This window comes from Undibacterium sp. WLHG33, assembly GCF_049544815.1.
In the GTDB taxonomy this organism is placed as follows: domain Bacteria; phylum Pseudomonadota; class Gammaproteobacteria; order Burkholderiales; family Burkholderiaceae_D; genus Undibacterium.
In genome coordinates, this window is the sequence record NZ_CP186697.1 from 3,399,916 (window position 1) to 3,414,557 (window position 14,642).

The window sequence follows — 14,642 nt, forward strand, 5'->3', positions numbered from 1 at the left end:
AAAATTGATTTTTGAAAAAAAGGGCGCATTGAGCGCCCTTTTTTTCTGATTGTTTTTCGTGCTCAGAATTTTTTCCAGTAGTCGGGCTTGTTGTATGCCTGTCTTAAAAAATCCACGAAAGCTCTGATCCGTAAGGGCAGGTGGCGACGTTGCGCGAATATCGCATAAATATCGTTTCCTGGCGCTGTGTACTCATCAAGCACCGTTATCAACTGACCTGATTCAATCTCGGCACCGACTTCCCACATCGAGCGCCACGCCAGTCCTTTGCCGGAAACGGCCCAGTCATGCAGGACTTCGCCGTCATTGCAAACCATATTACCTTCTACTTTGACCGTCATGTTTTTTCCATTCTGACGGAAGGTCCAGCCGCGCTGACTGCCGTCGGCACTGAATGCAAGGCAGTTGTGACTGCTTAATTCATCAATACTGCGCGGCGCGCCATGTCGTTTGATGTAATCAGGTGAGGCAACGACAACACGTTTGTTGTCTGCGAGTTTGACGCCAATCAGGTTAGAGTCTGTCAGTGAGGCAATGCGGATTGCAACATCCACGCCTTCGCCGATCAGATCGACGACCCTGTCATTCAGACTCAGCGTCAGTTTTAAATCCTGATGCTCGCTCAGAAAAGACGGAATCAGCGGTGCCACATGCTGGCGGCCGAAGCCAGCGGGCGCAGAGACGGTCAGCAGCCCGCTGGCGTGCGCATTGCGTTCTGACACAGATGATTCCGCCGCTTCGAGGTCGGTGAGTATACGTTGGCAATCTTCCAGAAACGAGGCGCCTTCGTTGGTTAACGCGATTTTTCTGGTTGTACGCTGCAATAACTTCACGCCCAGACGCTCCTCTAGTGCATCGAGTCTTCTGCTGATCATGGCCGGAGCAACGCCCTCGGCACGTGCGGCTGCCGAGAGACTGCCACGACTCGCAACTTCTGCAAAAGTTGATATTTGTTTGAATTGATCCATAGGCGCTCGCGGGGTGATAATCGGGACTTAATAAGCATACAAGGATTATTGTGTACCCATCTTTGACTTAAAGTAAAAGATAAAGTGATAAAACTGTATGTTTATGTTGGTTTTTATTGAATATACTCTTCACATCGGGAATGCAATCTGCATTTATTGTCTGTTTGAGGAGTGAAATGTCTATCAGCGCGATCGCCTTTGATGCTTACGGCACTTTGTTTGATGTGTACTCCATCAGCCAGCTGGGGGAAAAATTATTTCCCGGTAAGGGGGAAGCATTGGCCTTATTGTGGCGCAACAAGCAGATTGAATACACGCAATTGCGCACGATGTGCAGCATGTACAAACCATTCTGGGAGGTGACCCAGGACGCCCTGATTTTTGTATGCAAGAAATTACAGCTGGATCTGACGCTGGATGCCCAGAATGCACTAATGGGGCAGTATGCGAGGCTGGATGCATTTCCCGAAAATCTTGAGGTATTACAGCAGTTGCGCGCCAGCGGAATAAAGTTATCTATTTTATCTAACGGAACCACGCACATGCTGCAGTCTGCTGTGGATGCTGCCGGCATGCAAGGGATCTTCAGTCATTTATTGTCTGTTGATTCAGTGAAAAAATACAAAACAGCGCCGGAGGCCTATCAGCTGGGGCCGGATGTTTTCGGATTACCTGCAAAAAATATTTTATTTGTTTCGGGGAATGCCTGGGATGTTTGTTGTGCGACGTGGTTCGGGTACACAACATTCTGGGTTAACCGTCACGATGCGCCACTCGAAGAGCTAGGTGTGACGCCGCATGGCACCGGGCGTTCACTCAGGGATGTAGCTGGTTTTATTGAACAAATGCAGTAATTATTTTTGTTTTATTTTCTAGGAGAGCAGCATGACACAACTGAATTTACCTGCAGGTATGCAGATTACTGGTGAAATCAAGCCAGGTTTTGAACAGATTCTGACACCAGAAGCGCTGGCGCTGGTTGCCAAACTGAGCCGTGCGTTTGAGCCGCGCCGTCAGGAGTTACTCGCCGCACGTGTTGAGCGCGCAAAACGCCTGGATGCTGGCGAGACACCTGACTTTTTGCCAGAAACCAAACACATCCGCGAAGGCGACTGGAAAATCGCACCTATCCCACAGGCACTGGAATGCCGCCGCGTAGAGATCACGGGTCCTGTTGAGCGCAAAATGGTGATTAATGCCCTGAACTCCGGCGCAGATAGTTACATGACCGACTTTGAAGATTCCAATACGCCTAACTGGGATAACCAGATCACTGGCCAGATCAATATGCGCGACGCTGTTCGCCGCACGATCAGCCTGGAACAAAACGGTAAGTCTTACAAGCTCAACGACAAGATCGCAACGCTGGTTGTCCGTCCGCGTGGCTGGCATCTGGATGAAAAACATGTGCTGGTCGATGGTAAGCGTATTTCCGGCGGCATCTTTGATTTTGCGCTGTTCCTGTTCCATAACGCCAAAGAGCAACTGGCACGCGGTGCTGGCCCTTATTTCTACCTGCCAAAAATGGAATCGCATCTGGAAGCGCGTCTGTGGAATGATATTTTTGTCATGGCACAAAATGAAATCGGTATTCCACAAGGCACAATCAAAGCGACTGTCCTGATCGAAACCATCGTTGCTGCATTTGAGATGGATGAAATTCTGTATGAACTGCGTGAGCACAGCTCTGGTCTGAATGCTGGTCGCTGGGATTACATTTTCTCTTGCATCAAAAAATTCAAGAATAACAAAGATTTCTGTCTCGCGGACCGCGCGAAAGTCACGATGACGGCACCATTTATGCGTTCATACGCGTTGCTGTTGCTGAAAACCTGTCACAAGCGTAACGCACCGGCAATCGGCGGTATGGCTGCGCTGATCCCGATCAAAAATGATCCGGAAAAAAATGACATCGCGATGGGCGGTGTTCGTAACGACAAAGCACGCGATGCGACTGATGGTTACGATGGCGGCTGGGTTGCTCATCCTGGTCTGGTGGATCTGGCGATGGCGGAATTCAAAAAAGTGTTGGGCGATGCACCGAATCAGATTTCCAAGCAGCGTCCGGATGTTGAAGTAACGGCGAAAGACTTGCTGAATTTCCAGCCTGAAACACCGATTACTGAAGCAGGTCTGCGTTACAACATCAACGTCGGTATTCATTACCTCGGCGCATGGCTGGCAGGCAATGGTTGCGTACCGATTCATAATCTGATGGAAGATGCGGCAACGGCAGAGATCAGCCGTTCCCAGGTCTGGCAATGGATACGTTCAGCCAAGGGTAATCTGGAAGATGGCCGCAAAGTCACAGCCGACATGGTGCGCGCGATGATTCCTGAAGAATTGGCGAAGGTTAAAGAAGTGGCTGGTAACGGTGCAACGTATGACCGCGCAGCACAGATCTTCGAAGAAATGTCGACTTCTGCAGATTTTGCAGAATTCCTGACACTGCCTTTGTACGAAGAAATTTAATCTGCCTGTAATCGCTGATATGCCGCTGAATATACAGTCGGATATGCGGCAGATAATGCGACGAATCCTTGCCTGATGGCAGCGCATAGCCGCACATTGAGTAAGCGGCCCGGGACCTTTCCGGGCCGTTTTTTTGGGTGTTTCTTGTTGGCGCTCACATGCTGGCATCTTGCTGCGTGCTATCCTTGCGCTCTTTCAGACGATCAAAATTTCCTATGTCACAAGCAAACCCTCTTACCCACGACGACATCATTGCGCAAACCACCGAGTGGTTAGAAAAAGCGGTGATCGGTCTGAATTTATGCCCGTTTGCAAAATCCGTTCATGTTAAAAAACAGATCCGTTACGTCGTCAGTGAAGCGACGACACCGGAAGCTTTAGTCGAGGATCTGCAACGCGAGCTGGAGGTGCTGGCTGAAGCGAATCCGGAAAAAATCGACACCATTCTGTTAATTCACCCGTATGTACTGAAGGATTTTCTCGATTTCAACGATTTCCTTGATGTCGCCGACGGCTTGCTGGAAGAGCTTGATCTGGACGGTATTCTGCAGATTGCGAATTTCCATCCGGATTACCAGTTTGCCGACACCACTATCGATGACATCGAAAACTATACCAACCGTGCGCCATTTCCGACTTTGCATTTATTGCGCGAAGAAAGTATCGATCGTGCCGTGGAGTCGTTCCCGGAAGCGGAAATGATCTATGAAAAAAATATCGAGACCATGCAAAAACTTGGCATAGAAGGCTGGCATCAGCTGTTTTCCGGAAGCAAAGATTAACTGGGAAGGGCGTGCAGCTGTATTGTTTGTGCCGCGCTGCCGCAGTCGTCGCTGCGATATGACTATTTTCTACAATCAGCTGCCTTCCCCGACAGCTGGATACACCGTTGTGGTTCTCTTTCAGCCAGATGGCTTCGCAGCGCTGGCAAGTGCAATTTTCGGTAAAAATATACTCCCCGGAGTATATTTAAAGCCCTATATTTCATGCTGGGGTTAAGGCAATATCGGCGCATACTCCCCTGAAAATGTAAATTTCAGGATGCAAAAGTAAATTTTTTTAAGTCGTTGATGAAAACGCTGTGCATATGCATTATTCGGTTTTTAGTTGATTTTTTTTCTTGAAACGATAGAAAATTTGTCGGAAATAACGTGATTGCCACGTATTCTTCAGCATTCATGTCGCATCGCTCCTTGTTATTTTGCAGAGCAGCATGTACAGTAAGGGATTGATTTACCTCATTTTTTACTCCTTCAGTCTTATATATCTATGGCTTTAATCGTCCACAAATACGGCGGGACTTCGATGGGTTCAACTGAACGCATCAAGAACGTCGCCAAGCGCGTCGCCAAATGGCATGATGCCGGTCACCAGATAGTCGTGGTGCCCTCAGCAATGTCCGGCGAAACTAATCGCATCATCGGTCTCGCGAAAGAGATCATGGCGCAACCTGATCCTCGTGAGCTCGACATGATTGCGTCGACTGGTGAACAAGTGTCAGTCGGTTTGCTCTCCATGGCATTGCAGGCTATCGGCAAACAAGCCGTGTCTTACGCTGGCTGGCAAGTCCCGATCAAGACCGATTCCGCTTACACCAAAGCGCGTATCGAATCGATTGACGATGCCAAAGTCAAAGCCGATCTCGCTGCTGGCAAAATTGTCGTCATTACCGGTTTTCAGGGTGTGGATGAGCAGGGCAATATCACAACGCTGGGACGTGGTGGTTCGGATACGTCAGCTGTAGCGATTGCCGCAGCATTGAAGGCACAGGAATGCCTGATTTACACCGACGTTGACGGCGTTTATACGACGGATCCGCGTGTGGTTTCCGACGCGCGCCGCCTGAATACAGTGACATTTGAAGAAATGCTGGAAATGGCATCGCTTGGTTCTAAAGTTTTGCAGATACGCTCTGTTGAATTTGCCGGTAATTACCGCATGCCTACCCGCGTTTTATCGTCGCTGACAGACCCTTTAATGCCGCTGGAAGAAGAAGCGAATTCCGGCACCCTGATTTCGTTTGAGGAAGATACAAATATGGAACAAGCCACCATCACTGGCATCGCGTTCAGTCGTGATGAAGCAAAAATCACCGTGTTAGGCGTACCTGATAAGCCAGGCATCGCTTATCAGATCCTTGGCCCGGTCGCTGACGCGAATATTGAAGTGGATATGATTATCCAGAATCAGTCCGTTGAAGGTAAAACCGACTTTACTTTCACTGTACCGCGCGGTGAATACGCCAAAGCGATGGCGGTGCTCGAAGGCAGCGTGAAGGCACACATCGGTGCGGCAAGTATTGCCGGCGATACCAAAGTTTCTAAAGTATCTGTGGTCGGCGTCGGTATGCGCAGCCATGTTGGTATCGCATCGCAGATGTTCCGTACTTTGTCAGAAGAAGGTATCAATATTCTGATGATCTCGACATCTGAAATCAAAATCTCAGTGCTGATCGACGAGAAATATATGGAGCTGGCAGTGCGTTCGCTGCATAAGGCTTTCGGTCTGGAAAGTGCCTGATTATTTAGTTAGCGAAAAAACTGTTTTTGTTTATCTGAGTAGTTGACCAAAAGCAGTTCAGCAGCTATGATCTTGGTCTCGATTGCAGCCAAGTTGTATGACTTGGTTGTGAAAGTGTGGAGACGTGGCCGAGTGGCCGAAGGCACTTCCCTGCTAAGGAAGCATCTGGGGTAACCTGGGTCGTGAGTTCGAATCTCACCGTCTCCGCCAGTAATATAACAAAATCAATGACTTATAGCACGTTTTTGATTTTGTCCCACTTAAAAACCCACAATAGATTTTCTGTTGTGGGTTTTTTTCTATCCATGGTTTTGTGTGGTGATCGGTAGTTCGTCCAGTCTTTATTTTTGTGTGTGGTTTCCATTTGAAGCATCCTTAATACTATCTCTCCAAGAGAACTGATGTCACCTCGAAAGCCGAATTCTTTCTGCATACGTTTAACTTCTGGTTATTACGTCGTACACTTCGTTAAAAAATAAGTCCAAGAAAGATGTTTTGTAAATTTGTTATGTGATCAGATGTATTGGTGTTTTAGGCGTGCATTTACCTCAATGAAGATGCTCATTTCTTTGGCTGTCTGCAGGCATCTAATCCTATCGAAAAAATAAATCAACCATTCTTAATAGTTTTAACTATACGTTCTTAGACATCATTTGCTGTCTCCGGACTTGGTAGGACGACCCATCTGCCACTACTGATTATTTCAATCAAATTCCGGCTTGACCACTGGGGATGGAATTATTATGGAATCCACTGCAAAAAAATTCATACGCTTGCGTCGTGTGCTCGAGATCATGCCGGTCTCTCGCTCGACTTGGTACGCAGGTATTAACTCTGGCCGTTTCCCCAAACCTTTCAAGATAGGCCCTCGCGCCGTAGCTTGGCTGCAGAGCGACATTGACAAACTGGTCGAATCCCTGTGCCTTCAATCTGACAGAGGGCACTAATCTTCTGCCGCTTGCAGTGAGAGAAAGTGCCTATGAAAGATGGGAGCAAATTCATCTTCATGCGGCACTCTCTCAGAGACTGTAGCGCGTAGGAACAGGGTCTTCATTCTGGTGAAATGATCGATATAGCACTGGCGTCATCTCGTTATTTGTTTAAGTCAATTTGCTGCTGACCTGCGCCCAGAAAAAACTGTCTGCAAATTGATTTGCTGTCATATAACGTCTTTTTGACATATCAAACACTTATTTTCAGACTATTTTATAGATGAAATCTGGGCTTCTGATCAGGCAGATGCTTTATTCTTGCAAGACATTACTACAACCTATTTTGGAGATACTGAATGGCAATCGAACAAAAAATACGCTCTCTGCATTGCGGGCTACAAGCCGGATTAAATTTCGAAGATATTTTAGGAAAAGACGGCAATATTATGAAAGTTTTGAACTTTTCTCACATTCCATACGAGCTTCAATCTATCGTTGAACGATGGCTTTACGCGATACCTGACGATCTACGCGTCGAACTGATTTATGAAGAAAAATTGACAGAAATTGGATGGAGTGCATTCGTGTCGTGGATGATTTCTACGCTTGATGAAGTGCAGCGCAGCGAGTCTTTTGAGAACGAAACACAAACACAGTTGCTTGAATGGCTCAGTCATCTGTCTTAACCATAAATAATACTAGATGTGACTCGCGACCAAGAGCGCGTAGAACTGGAACTAACATTTGAACAGACGAACTGCTTCCTTTCATTTTAGATTGCTTTTGGCGAAGCGTGATTAGCTGCCTACTTGGTCACCTGCCTGGTAGACTCTTGAGCACCTGGCTTGGCGACTCGGGAGGTGCCTCATGGGTTCCTAAACGCGCCATTTGTCGATCCCTGTTGGGTGCCCGCGTCACTCTCTTAGGTAACCACTTCAGACGTCACTTAGGATTCGCCGCGCTTGCTACCTGTGTCAACAGAGTGGCTCCTTGAACAGCGCCTTGACCAGCGCCTTGACCAGCGCCTGTAATGATGTGAGCAGGGGAGACAACACTGGAACCATGAAGTCAGCACACTGATGCCTTTCTGTGACGACTCGTCAGGCACTTAGTCGTAACGAGACCCCAAACCTCCTATTGACCGACTTTTGTATTTTCCATTGCACAGTGTTTCTCCTACCAGACATGCCTTTGCTGTACTCCGCCTTCTGTTATTCAGATTGCTTGTGTCGTAGTTTGTGACGGGCAGCCATGAAGAGGTTTGTCGTAAAATGAATTCATAATTATTATTTAATTGATAATTATATAATCTCAGCTCGTTTCACTTTATTACCAACTTTTATGAAGTCGGACAGCGACCAGGGGTTACATGACTCTTCTCTAACGTCGGAGAGCCCACCCATCCTGCACAGAAATTTGAATTTTTAAAATTAACTTATTGATAATTTATCCGTCGCTGCTTGATAAAAGTGGAATAAGAGGGGATTCTGGCTCAATGACGTATGAGCATGGTCCTCTCCAGGGCTTCGCTAGTCCAACTCGTGGCGGCGTCGACCTTCTGGTCTGTATCTGCTTGCCACTGTGTAGGCATTCATTTTTCGCATTACTCACTTGTACAGTCTGTCCCCTAGGCAAAAAAATTCAACAGGCCTAACGCACTTCAAGCTGACAAATAACGAGCTTGCCTGAGACTATAAAACATCAACGTTTCGCACAAATGTGAACCAGGTTAATCCGAAACACAAGACGCAATTTGGCTAAAACACTTCAGTGGAACACGTGTTCAATGAAAAAGCTGGATCTCAGCGGCGTGACCTTTTTCATTAATTCGCTGAAGTGTTTTCGTAGGACACTTTGCTGATGAGGGCAAAAAACGAGAGTGTCAGCACCAGTGACTTCATTGGTCAATGGCGATGACACTCAATAACAAATGGTGTTGAGGGTGGCTGTCGCGGATCGAAAATACGAAGCTGATTCGCTCCATGTCGCACAAAGGATATTCGCCTGACAATGCTGCATGTGAAAGCTTCTTCGGGCGGTTGAAAACGGAGATGTTCTATCTTTGGGACTGGCGAACAGCAACAATTGAGTAGTTCATTCAGGTACTCGACTCCTACATTCGCAGGTACAACGAAAAACGGATTAAAATCTCCTTTAGCTCTCGCAGTCCACTAGAATACCGAGATAGTCTCGGATTAACGGCATCAAACAGTCCAAGTTTTGTCCGCATTCCCCAGCACCCCCAAAGACAGGTTTCACGCGTGAAAGTCAAATACAAGACCTTCCAATCACCTCTAAATCGAACTAAATTACAAGAAAAAGACAATTATCCCAAACGAGGGAAGCATGCCCCGAACTGGTCACATTGCCTGACTTTCGGTGATTATAAATTGGGTCTACTCAGCCACGTGCCTAATAGGTCTTAATTGCAAAGAAACAGGCATAGTTTGCAGCAAATAAAACAGTTACAGATATGATCCGCTTCCCGGTCGATCAATTTTCACGGGTGAAAGTTGATCAAGGTAATAAGCGGGCAGTAGAAAACTGCGACTTATAAATTTAAATCTTAGGCTACGTCACGGCAGACATCCTGCTAAGCGGAGCGTGTCATTACAAATTACAAATGCACGCAGATGAATACAGTATGATTGGCTTCGCGGTTGATCTACTTTCACGGGTGAAAGTTGATCAAGGTAATAATCGGGCAGTAGAAAACTGCGACTTACAAATTTAAATCTTTGACTACGTCACGGCAGACATCCTGCTAAGCGGAGCGTGTCATTACAAATTACAAATGCACGCAGATGAATACAGATATGATTGGCATCCCGGTTGATCAACTTTCACGGGTGAAAGTTGATCAAGGTAATAATCGGGCAATAGAAAACTGCGACTTACAAATTTAAATCTTTGACTACGTCACGGCAGACATCCTGCTGGGCGGAGCGTGTCATTACAAATTACAAATGCACGCAGATGAATACAGATATGATTGGCTTCCCTGTTGATCAACTTTCACGGGTGAAAGTTGATCAAGGTAATAATCGGGCAATAGAAAACTGCGACTTACAGATTTAAATCTTAGACTACCTCACCGCATACGTCCTGCTATGCAGACCTTATAATTACAATAATAAAGTATCTTTTACTTTTACTGTATCAATCAATGTTGGGAATCGAACTCCTTTCTAGTACGAAGCGTTGGACTTGAAGCTGGATCGAAAAACCTGACGCATCTCCGTTAGAACCATTTTATAGGCAAGAATAAGACTCACTCACCCAAGGATTAAGGAGGGCGCAGTTTCCTGGTGATCTTCCTGATGAGGTGGCAAAGCTCAGCCGAAATTTTCCTTTGGCTTATAAGTTTGTCTCATGAACTCTGTTTATCTGCGGCTCGATTTTAAGGGAGGGTTATGCCCGGAAACGCGAGACCTTTGTCGAGCAGTAATGACTGCTGCCGGTTATTCCACTCTTTGCACCATTGTTCAAACTTATCTTCCGGCATTGGCTTAGCGATTCCATAACCTTGAATTACACGGCATCCAAGATTGACCAATAAATTTGCCTGGTCGTACGTCTCTACACCCTCAGCAATCACTTCTCTGTTGAACGCACTGGCCAGCCCGAGAATGGCTTTTACAATCAGGAGGTCATTCTGACTTTCGTTCATGCCGGTGATGAAACTTCGATCTATTTTCAGAGTCTCGGCAGGGAGTTCCTTGAGGTACAGAAGTGAGGAATAACCAGTGCCAAAATCGTCAAGAGAGAACCTAGCTCCCATTTCAGAGCATGAATGCATGATGTTTGAGACACTGGAAAGATCGAAAAATTTCTGAGTTTCGATAATTTCTATTTCAAGCAAGCGTTTTTCGATTATAAATTTCTTGCGGGAATTTAAAATATCACGCAAGGTTTCAGGGAAATCTTTTTCCAGAAAATGTCTTGGAGCGATGTTGACGCTGATTGGAAATTCATATCCGACTGCTTGCAGCCTTTCGAGTAAATTAAGAGTTTTTTCGATAACCCAATATCCCACCGTATCAATGATAGGCAAGTCCTCAATTGGTCTGATAAATTCATTAGGATAAAGTGTTCCTCTTTCAGGATGTGCCCACCTTATCAATGCTTCAGCCCCAATGATATCTCCATTCGTGACATCAACTTTTGGCTGGAATTCTAAAAATAATTCATCATTTTCAATTGCCTTTGAGAGCCCGTTGATCAGCGAGTAGGTTTTTTGGACCCTTTGATCACGTTTAGTATCGAAGCACTTGATTTGATCCCTGCCGGCTTGTTTTGCTTCATACATAGCCTGGTCAGCGTGCCTTAATAACAGATCAGGACTTGCATCGTCGTTCGGATAGACGGTGACGCCTCCGCTTACAGAAAGAACGACTTCGACTCCATCCACAATGACGGCTTGCTTACATACCGTTAAAATTCGATGAAGCGCAGTTAAATACTCTTCTGAGCCATGCTCGAACTCGATGAGAAGAACGAATTCATCTCCTCCGATACGAGCTAATGTATCAGTTTCCCTTATTGTGGCGGACATGCGACGTCCGATAGCCTCCAGTACCTCATCACCAATAGAATGACCGAGCTTATCGTTGATCTCTTTGAAGCCATCCAGATCAAGGTACGCTACCGCAAGTTCGGCTTTATGCCGGTCGCACTTCTTGATGCTTTGCTCTAATCGTTCCGCGAGAAGAATCCGGTTCGGGAGATTGGTCAGCAGATCATAGTGCGCCATTCGTTCCAGCAATTCTTGTTGCTCGCGAATCGTTGTGATATCTGCGAACATGGCGATGTAGCGGCCTGGCGAACCATCTTGCTCGTCCACGCGGCTGACGCTGACAAGCGCTGCAAAAGCCTCTCCTGTCTTTCGTCGGCTCCATACTTCACCTTGACAATGTCCCTGAGATTTTAAATCTGCCAGCATCTGAACCGACACATCCGGTCCCTGCCGACTTGATTTAAAAAGTGTAGGGGTCTTACCAATGACATCTTCCAGGCCATAACCAGTTATCTCTGTGAAAGCTTTGTTCACGTGAATGAACTTGCCATCGTTGTCGGCAACAATGATCGCTTCATTTGCGTATTCAAAAACTTTCGCAGAGAGCCGCATCTGGTCTTCCAGTGCACGCCTCAAAGAGACATCTCTGACAATTTTAGAGGCGCCAATTATTTGATTATTTTTATCAACGATTGGAGAGATAGTGACGGATGCAGGAAATACGCTCCCGTCTCTTCTTTTGCGAATTGTCTCGTAGTGCTGTAATTGCTCTCCGAGCATAATGCGGGAGATGATTTTTCCTTCCTCGCCTATAAGATTATCAGGAAATAGTTTCAGAACGGATTGACCAAGAATTTCGCTGGATTTGTATCCGAACATTCTCTCGGCTGCCGGATTCCATCCTGTGATTTTGCCGTCAAGTGATTTCGAGATAATGGCGTCGTTGCTTCCGTTAACCAAGGACTGGAGGAATTCAAAAGATGCCTCCGGCGTAAATCCTGGCAACCTCTCATTTTTTTCTATTTCAAGGTGATCTGAGCAGTTTTTCATTTTTTCGATAAGCGAGCTGGTATCAAATTAATTAGTATTTTTGAGTCTCTTCGGCACCTCCTCACTGGTTGTGCCTTCTGCTTTTATTCAACGAGAAGTGGAGATGGGGAAATGATCGAATTGCTTTTGGCAATATACCGTGAGCTCTTGCTGTCAGATATTTTGAAACTCGACACTGCAACCACCAAATCTTGTGCTTCTGTGTTTAGGCTGGATGTCGCCGCGGCTAAGTGCTCTACCAAAGCGGCATTTTGTTGGGTAGCTTGATCTATCTCTGAGACCGCCTCTCCGACCTGATTCACTCCGAGACTCTGCTCTTGAGTGGATGACGAAATTTCTGCAACGATCGCGCTCACTCGCTTAATCGACTCGACGACGTCGTACATGGTTTTACCCGCCTCGTTGACGAGCCTGGAGCCATCGCTGACTCGCTGGGTGCTGGCAGAGATAAGCGCTTTGATTTCCTTCGCTGCGTCCGCACTTCTTCCGGCAAGGCTCCGCACCTCTCCGGCCACCACCGCAAAACCACGCCCTTGCTCTCCCGCTCTCGCTGCTTCAATAGCGGCATTCAAAGCAAGAATGTTGGTCTGGAATGCGATATCGTCAATAACCGAAATAATCTCGGTGATCTGCTCGCTCGCCGCCTGAATCTCGTTCATGGTCTGCACGACATCACCGACAACTTTTCCGCCTTGGCCGGCGACTAAGGAGGCTGCTTGTGCCAACTCATTGGCGTGATTGGCATTCTCAGCGTTTTGCCGCACCGCAGAACCCAATTCGTCCATAGACGCAGCGGTTTCTTCAAGAGAGCTCGCCTGACTCTCTGTATGGTCAAACAGTTCAAGGTTGTCCTTAGCAATTACAGAGCTTGCTTTGGCAACGGTGTCTGCCCCGTGTATAACTTTCTTTACTAAGGTGGAAAGACTATGTTGCATCATATCTAACGCGGAGAGCAGTTTTCCAAATTCATCCTGACGCTTTAAGCTTATTTCTGATACGAGGTCACCGTTCGCTACCCTAGTGGCAACCGTTACAGCATCTTTCAATCCGTCAGATATGGAGCGTGTTATAAAGAGGCCGGCAGCGACTGCAATGCCGATCGCGAGGAGGCAACCAGCAATTAACAAGTTCCTTCTCTGTTCATAATGTATTTTTGCCTCGGTCATCAAGTTTTGTGATCGTTGACTGGCGTATTGTGCATAATCCTGCTGGGCGAGTGACAGAGCTTCTAAGAGAGGGCGACAGTTCGTAACAATTTTTTCGGATGCTTCCTGCTTTTTGCCTTTCAGAACCAAGTCAGCAATCTCAGTGGCAACAACGGCATATTGCTTTTCTATTTCCCCGATGCGTTGAATTTTTTTCTTGGCTTCAAGAAGGACGTCATCGCGCTGGGCTAAGGTATTCAGCTTTGAGAGATTGTCATTTACTTCTTGAAATGCCCGGTCTAAAGCTTGCTTTTCTTTGGCTATTTCTTCCGGAGACGAAACGAGAACCAGGTTTCGCGCTGCAATGGCCCGCGCATCCGCCGCAGTTCTGACACTGGCAACAGCAAGTGCCCTAGCATTTACGCCTTCGACGTAAGCGACAAACTCGGAGCTTCCTTGGGACAATGAAAATATCGAAAAAATGGAAATAGCAAACACAACTGCACTTGTGATACCGAAACTCAAGAATAACTTCGTTTTAATTGTTATATTGAAGCCATTCCTATGATTCTTATAAGCCGAAATTTGTGATGGTGTTTTCATATTTATGATATGTAAGATCGTTTCGATAGAGTGTCTTGAACCCTAGTAATGCCGGAATTACTTTTCGTTACTATTTGTTACAATTGCGCCGCATTGTATCTTATTTGAATGATGTGCATTCAAGGCACGACGGACTGCGCCAGTGGATCCGCTTAACCTTCAATATCAACTAGGCTCGTGCGTGAAATCTCATTGCTAATAGGAATATTTTATAGTTCTCTTTTGCAGCGATGGCAGCCAATACAGATCGCGCAACGATAATTAACATTGTTCGACGATTTCGATCCCCTGTTTCATGGAAGAGAATATATGTGACGTCAGTCACCCCCACGCGAGTCAAGTCCAGTATTCGTTATGACACCCCTACTGCAAGAATGACTGGCATCTTCGATGAACTACAAAAGAGCCAACTCAACAAAATTCACAATTAAGTGAG

General features: G+C 46.5%; 9 protein-coding genes, 1 tRNA gene and 1 pseudogene. 8 read left to right on the forward strand and 3 right to left on the reverse strand.

Annotated features, from left to right (window positions below; all coding sequences use genetic code 11):
- Nucleotides 1-62 precede the first annotated feature (62 nt).
- Nucleotides 63-968, reverse strand: a complete 906-nt coding sequence (locus ACOTSW_RS15350; protein WP_423679952.1) for a LysR family transcriptional regulator — start codon at nt 966-968, stop codon at nt 63-65.
- Between the two features lie 176 nt (nt 969-1,144).
- Between ACOTSW_RS15350 and ACOTSW_RS15355 the strand changes: the two genes are divergently transcribed.
- The 8 genes and pseudogenes from ACOTSW_RS15355 to ACOTSW_RS15390 all read left to right on the forward strand — a co-directional run.
- Nucleotides 1,145-1,822 carry a haloacid dehalogenase type II gene (locus tag ACOTSW_RS15355; RefSeq protein ID WP_423679953.1) on the forward strand — a complete coding sequence of 226 codons (678 nt, stop codon included), beginning with the start codon at nt 1,145-1,147 and terminating at the stop codon, nt 1,820-1,822.
- Nucleotides 1,823-1,853: 31 nt separating this feature from the next.
- Nucleotides 1,854-3,440, forward strand: coding sequence for a malate synthase A (gene aceB, locus ACOTSW_RS15360; RefSeq protein ID WP_423679954.1), 1,587 nt, complete (start codon nt 1,854-1,856; stop codon nt 3,438-3,440).
- A 215-nt stretch (nt 3,441-3,655) separates the two neighbouring features.
- Entirely contained in the window at nt 3,656-4,222 is a 567-nt protein-coding gene (locus ACOTSW_RS15365) for a DUF1415 domain-containing protein (protein WP_423679955.1), read from the forward strand.
- A gap of 487 nt (nt 4,223-4,709) precedes the next feature.
- Nucleotides 4,710-5,960 carry an aspartate kinase gene (locus ACOTSW_RS15370; protein ID WP_423679957.1) on the forward strand — a complete coding sequence of 417 codons (1,251 nt, stop codon included), beginning with the start codon at nt 4,710-4,712 and terminating at the stop codon, nt 5,958-5,960.
- Between the two features lie 118 nt (nt 5,961-6,078).
- Nucleotides 6,079-6,170, forward strand: a tRNA-Ser gene (locus ACOTSW_RS15375).
- 533 nt (nt 6,171-6,703) lie between these two features.
- Complete coding sequence (locus ACOTSW_RS15380) at nt 6,704-6,907, forward strand: helix-turn-helix transcriptional regulator (protein ID WP_423679958.1); 204 nt, start codon at nt 6,704-6,706, stop codon at nt 6,905-6,907.
- Nucleotides 6,908-7,248: 341 nt separating this feature from the next.
- The gene (locus ACOTSW_RS15385; protein WP_423679959.1) at nt 7,249-7,578 is read left to right on the forward strand and encodes a hypothetical protein; all 330 of its coding nucleotides are present in this window, start codon (nt 7,249-7,251) and stop codon (nt 7,576-7,578) included.
- Between the two features lie 1,254 nt (nt 7,579-8,832).
- Nucleotides 8,833-9,093: pseudogene (locus ACOTSW_RS15390) on the forward strand (IS3 family transposase); the annotation flags it as partial.
- Nucleotides 9,094-10,292: 1,199 nt separating this feature from the next.
- Here the strand turns inward: ACOTSW_RS15390 and ACOTSW_RS15395 are convergent.
- On the reverse strand, nt 10,293-12,458 hold the full coding sequence (locus tag ACOTSW_RS15395; RefSeq protein WP_423679960.1) for an EAL domain-containing protein: 2,166 nt from the start codon (nt 12,456-12,458) through the stop codon (nt 10,293-10,295).
- 83 nt (nt 12,459-12,541) lie between these two features.
- Nucleotides 12,542-14,206 (reverse strand): methyl-accepting chemotaxis protein, encoded by a 1,665-nt coding sequence (locus tag ACOTSW_RS15400; protein ID WP_423679961.1) that lies wholly within the window; start codon nt 14,204-14,206, stop codon nt 12,542-12,544.
- Nucleotides 14,207-14,642 lie beyond the last annotated feature (436 nt).

Bases quoted from the DNA above. Each gene is read 5' to 3' on its own strand.
- ACOTSW_RS15350 (WP_423679952.1), bottom strand. From the start codon at position 968: ATGGATCAATTCAAACAAATATCAACTTTTGCAGAAGTTGCGAGTCGT.
- ACOTSW_RS15355 (WP_423679953.1), top strand. From the start codon at position 1,145: ATGTCTATCAGCGCGATCGCCTTTGATGCTTACGGCACTTTGTTTGAT.
- aceB (WP_423679954.1), top strand. From the start codon at position 1,854: ATGACACAACTGAATTTACCTGCAGGTATGCAGATTACTGGTGAAATC.
- ACOTSW_RS15365 (WP_423679955.1), top strand. From the start codon at position 3,656: ATGTCACAAGCAAACCCTCTTACCCACGACGACATCATTGCGCAAACC.
- ACOTSW_RS15370 (WP_423679957.1), top strand. From the start codon at position 4,710: ATGGCTTTAATCGTCCACAAATACGGCGGGACTTCGATGGGTTCAACT.
- ACOTSW_RS15380 (WP_423679958.1), top strand. From the start codon at position 6,704: ATGGAATCCACTGCAAAAAAATTCATACGCTTGCGTCGTGTGCTCGAG.
- ACOTSW_RS15385 (WP_423679959.1), top strand. From the start codon at position 7,249: ATGGCAATCGAACAAAAAATACGCTCTCTGCATTGCGGGCTACAAGCC.
- ACOTSW_RS15395 (WP_423679960.1), bottom strand. From the start codon at position 12,458: ATGAAAAACTGCTCAGATCACCTTGAAATAGAAAAAAATGAGAGGTTG.
- ACOTSW_RS15400 (WP_423679961.1), bottom strand. From the start codon at position 14,206: ATGAAAACACCATCACAAATTTCGGCTTATAAGAATCATAGGAATGGC.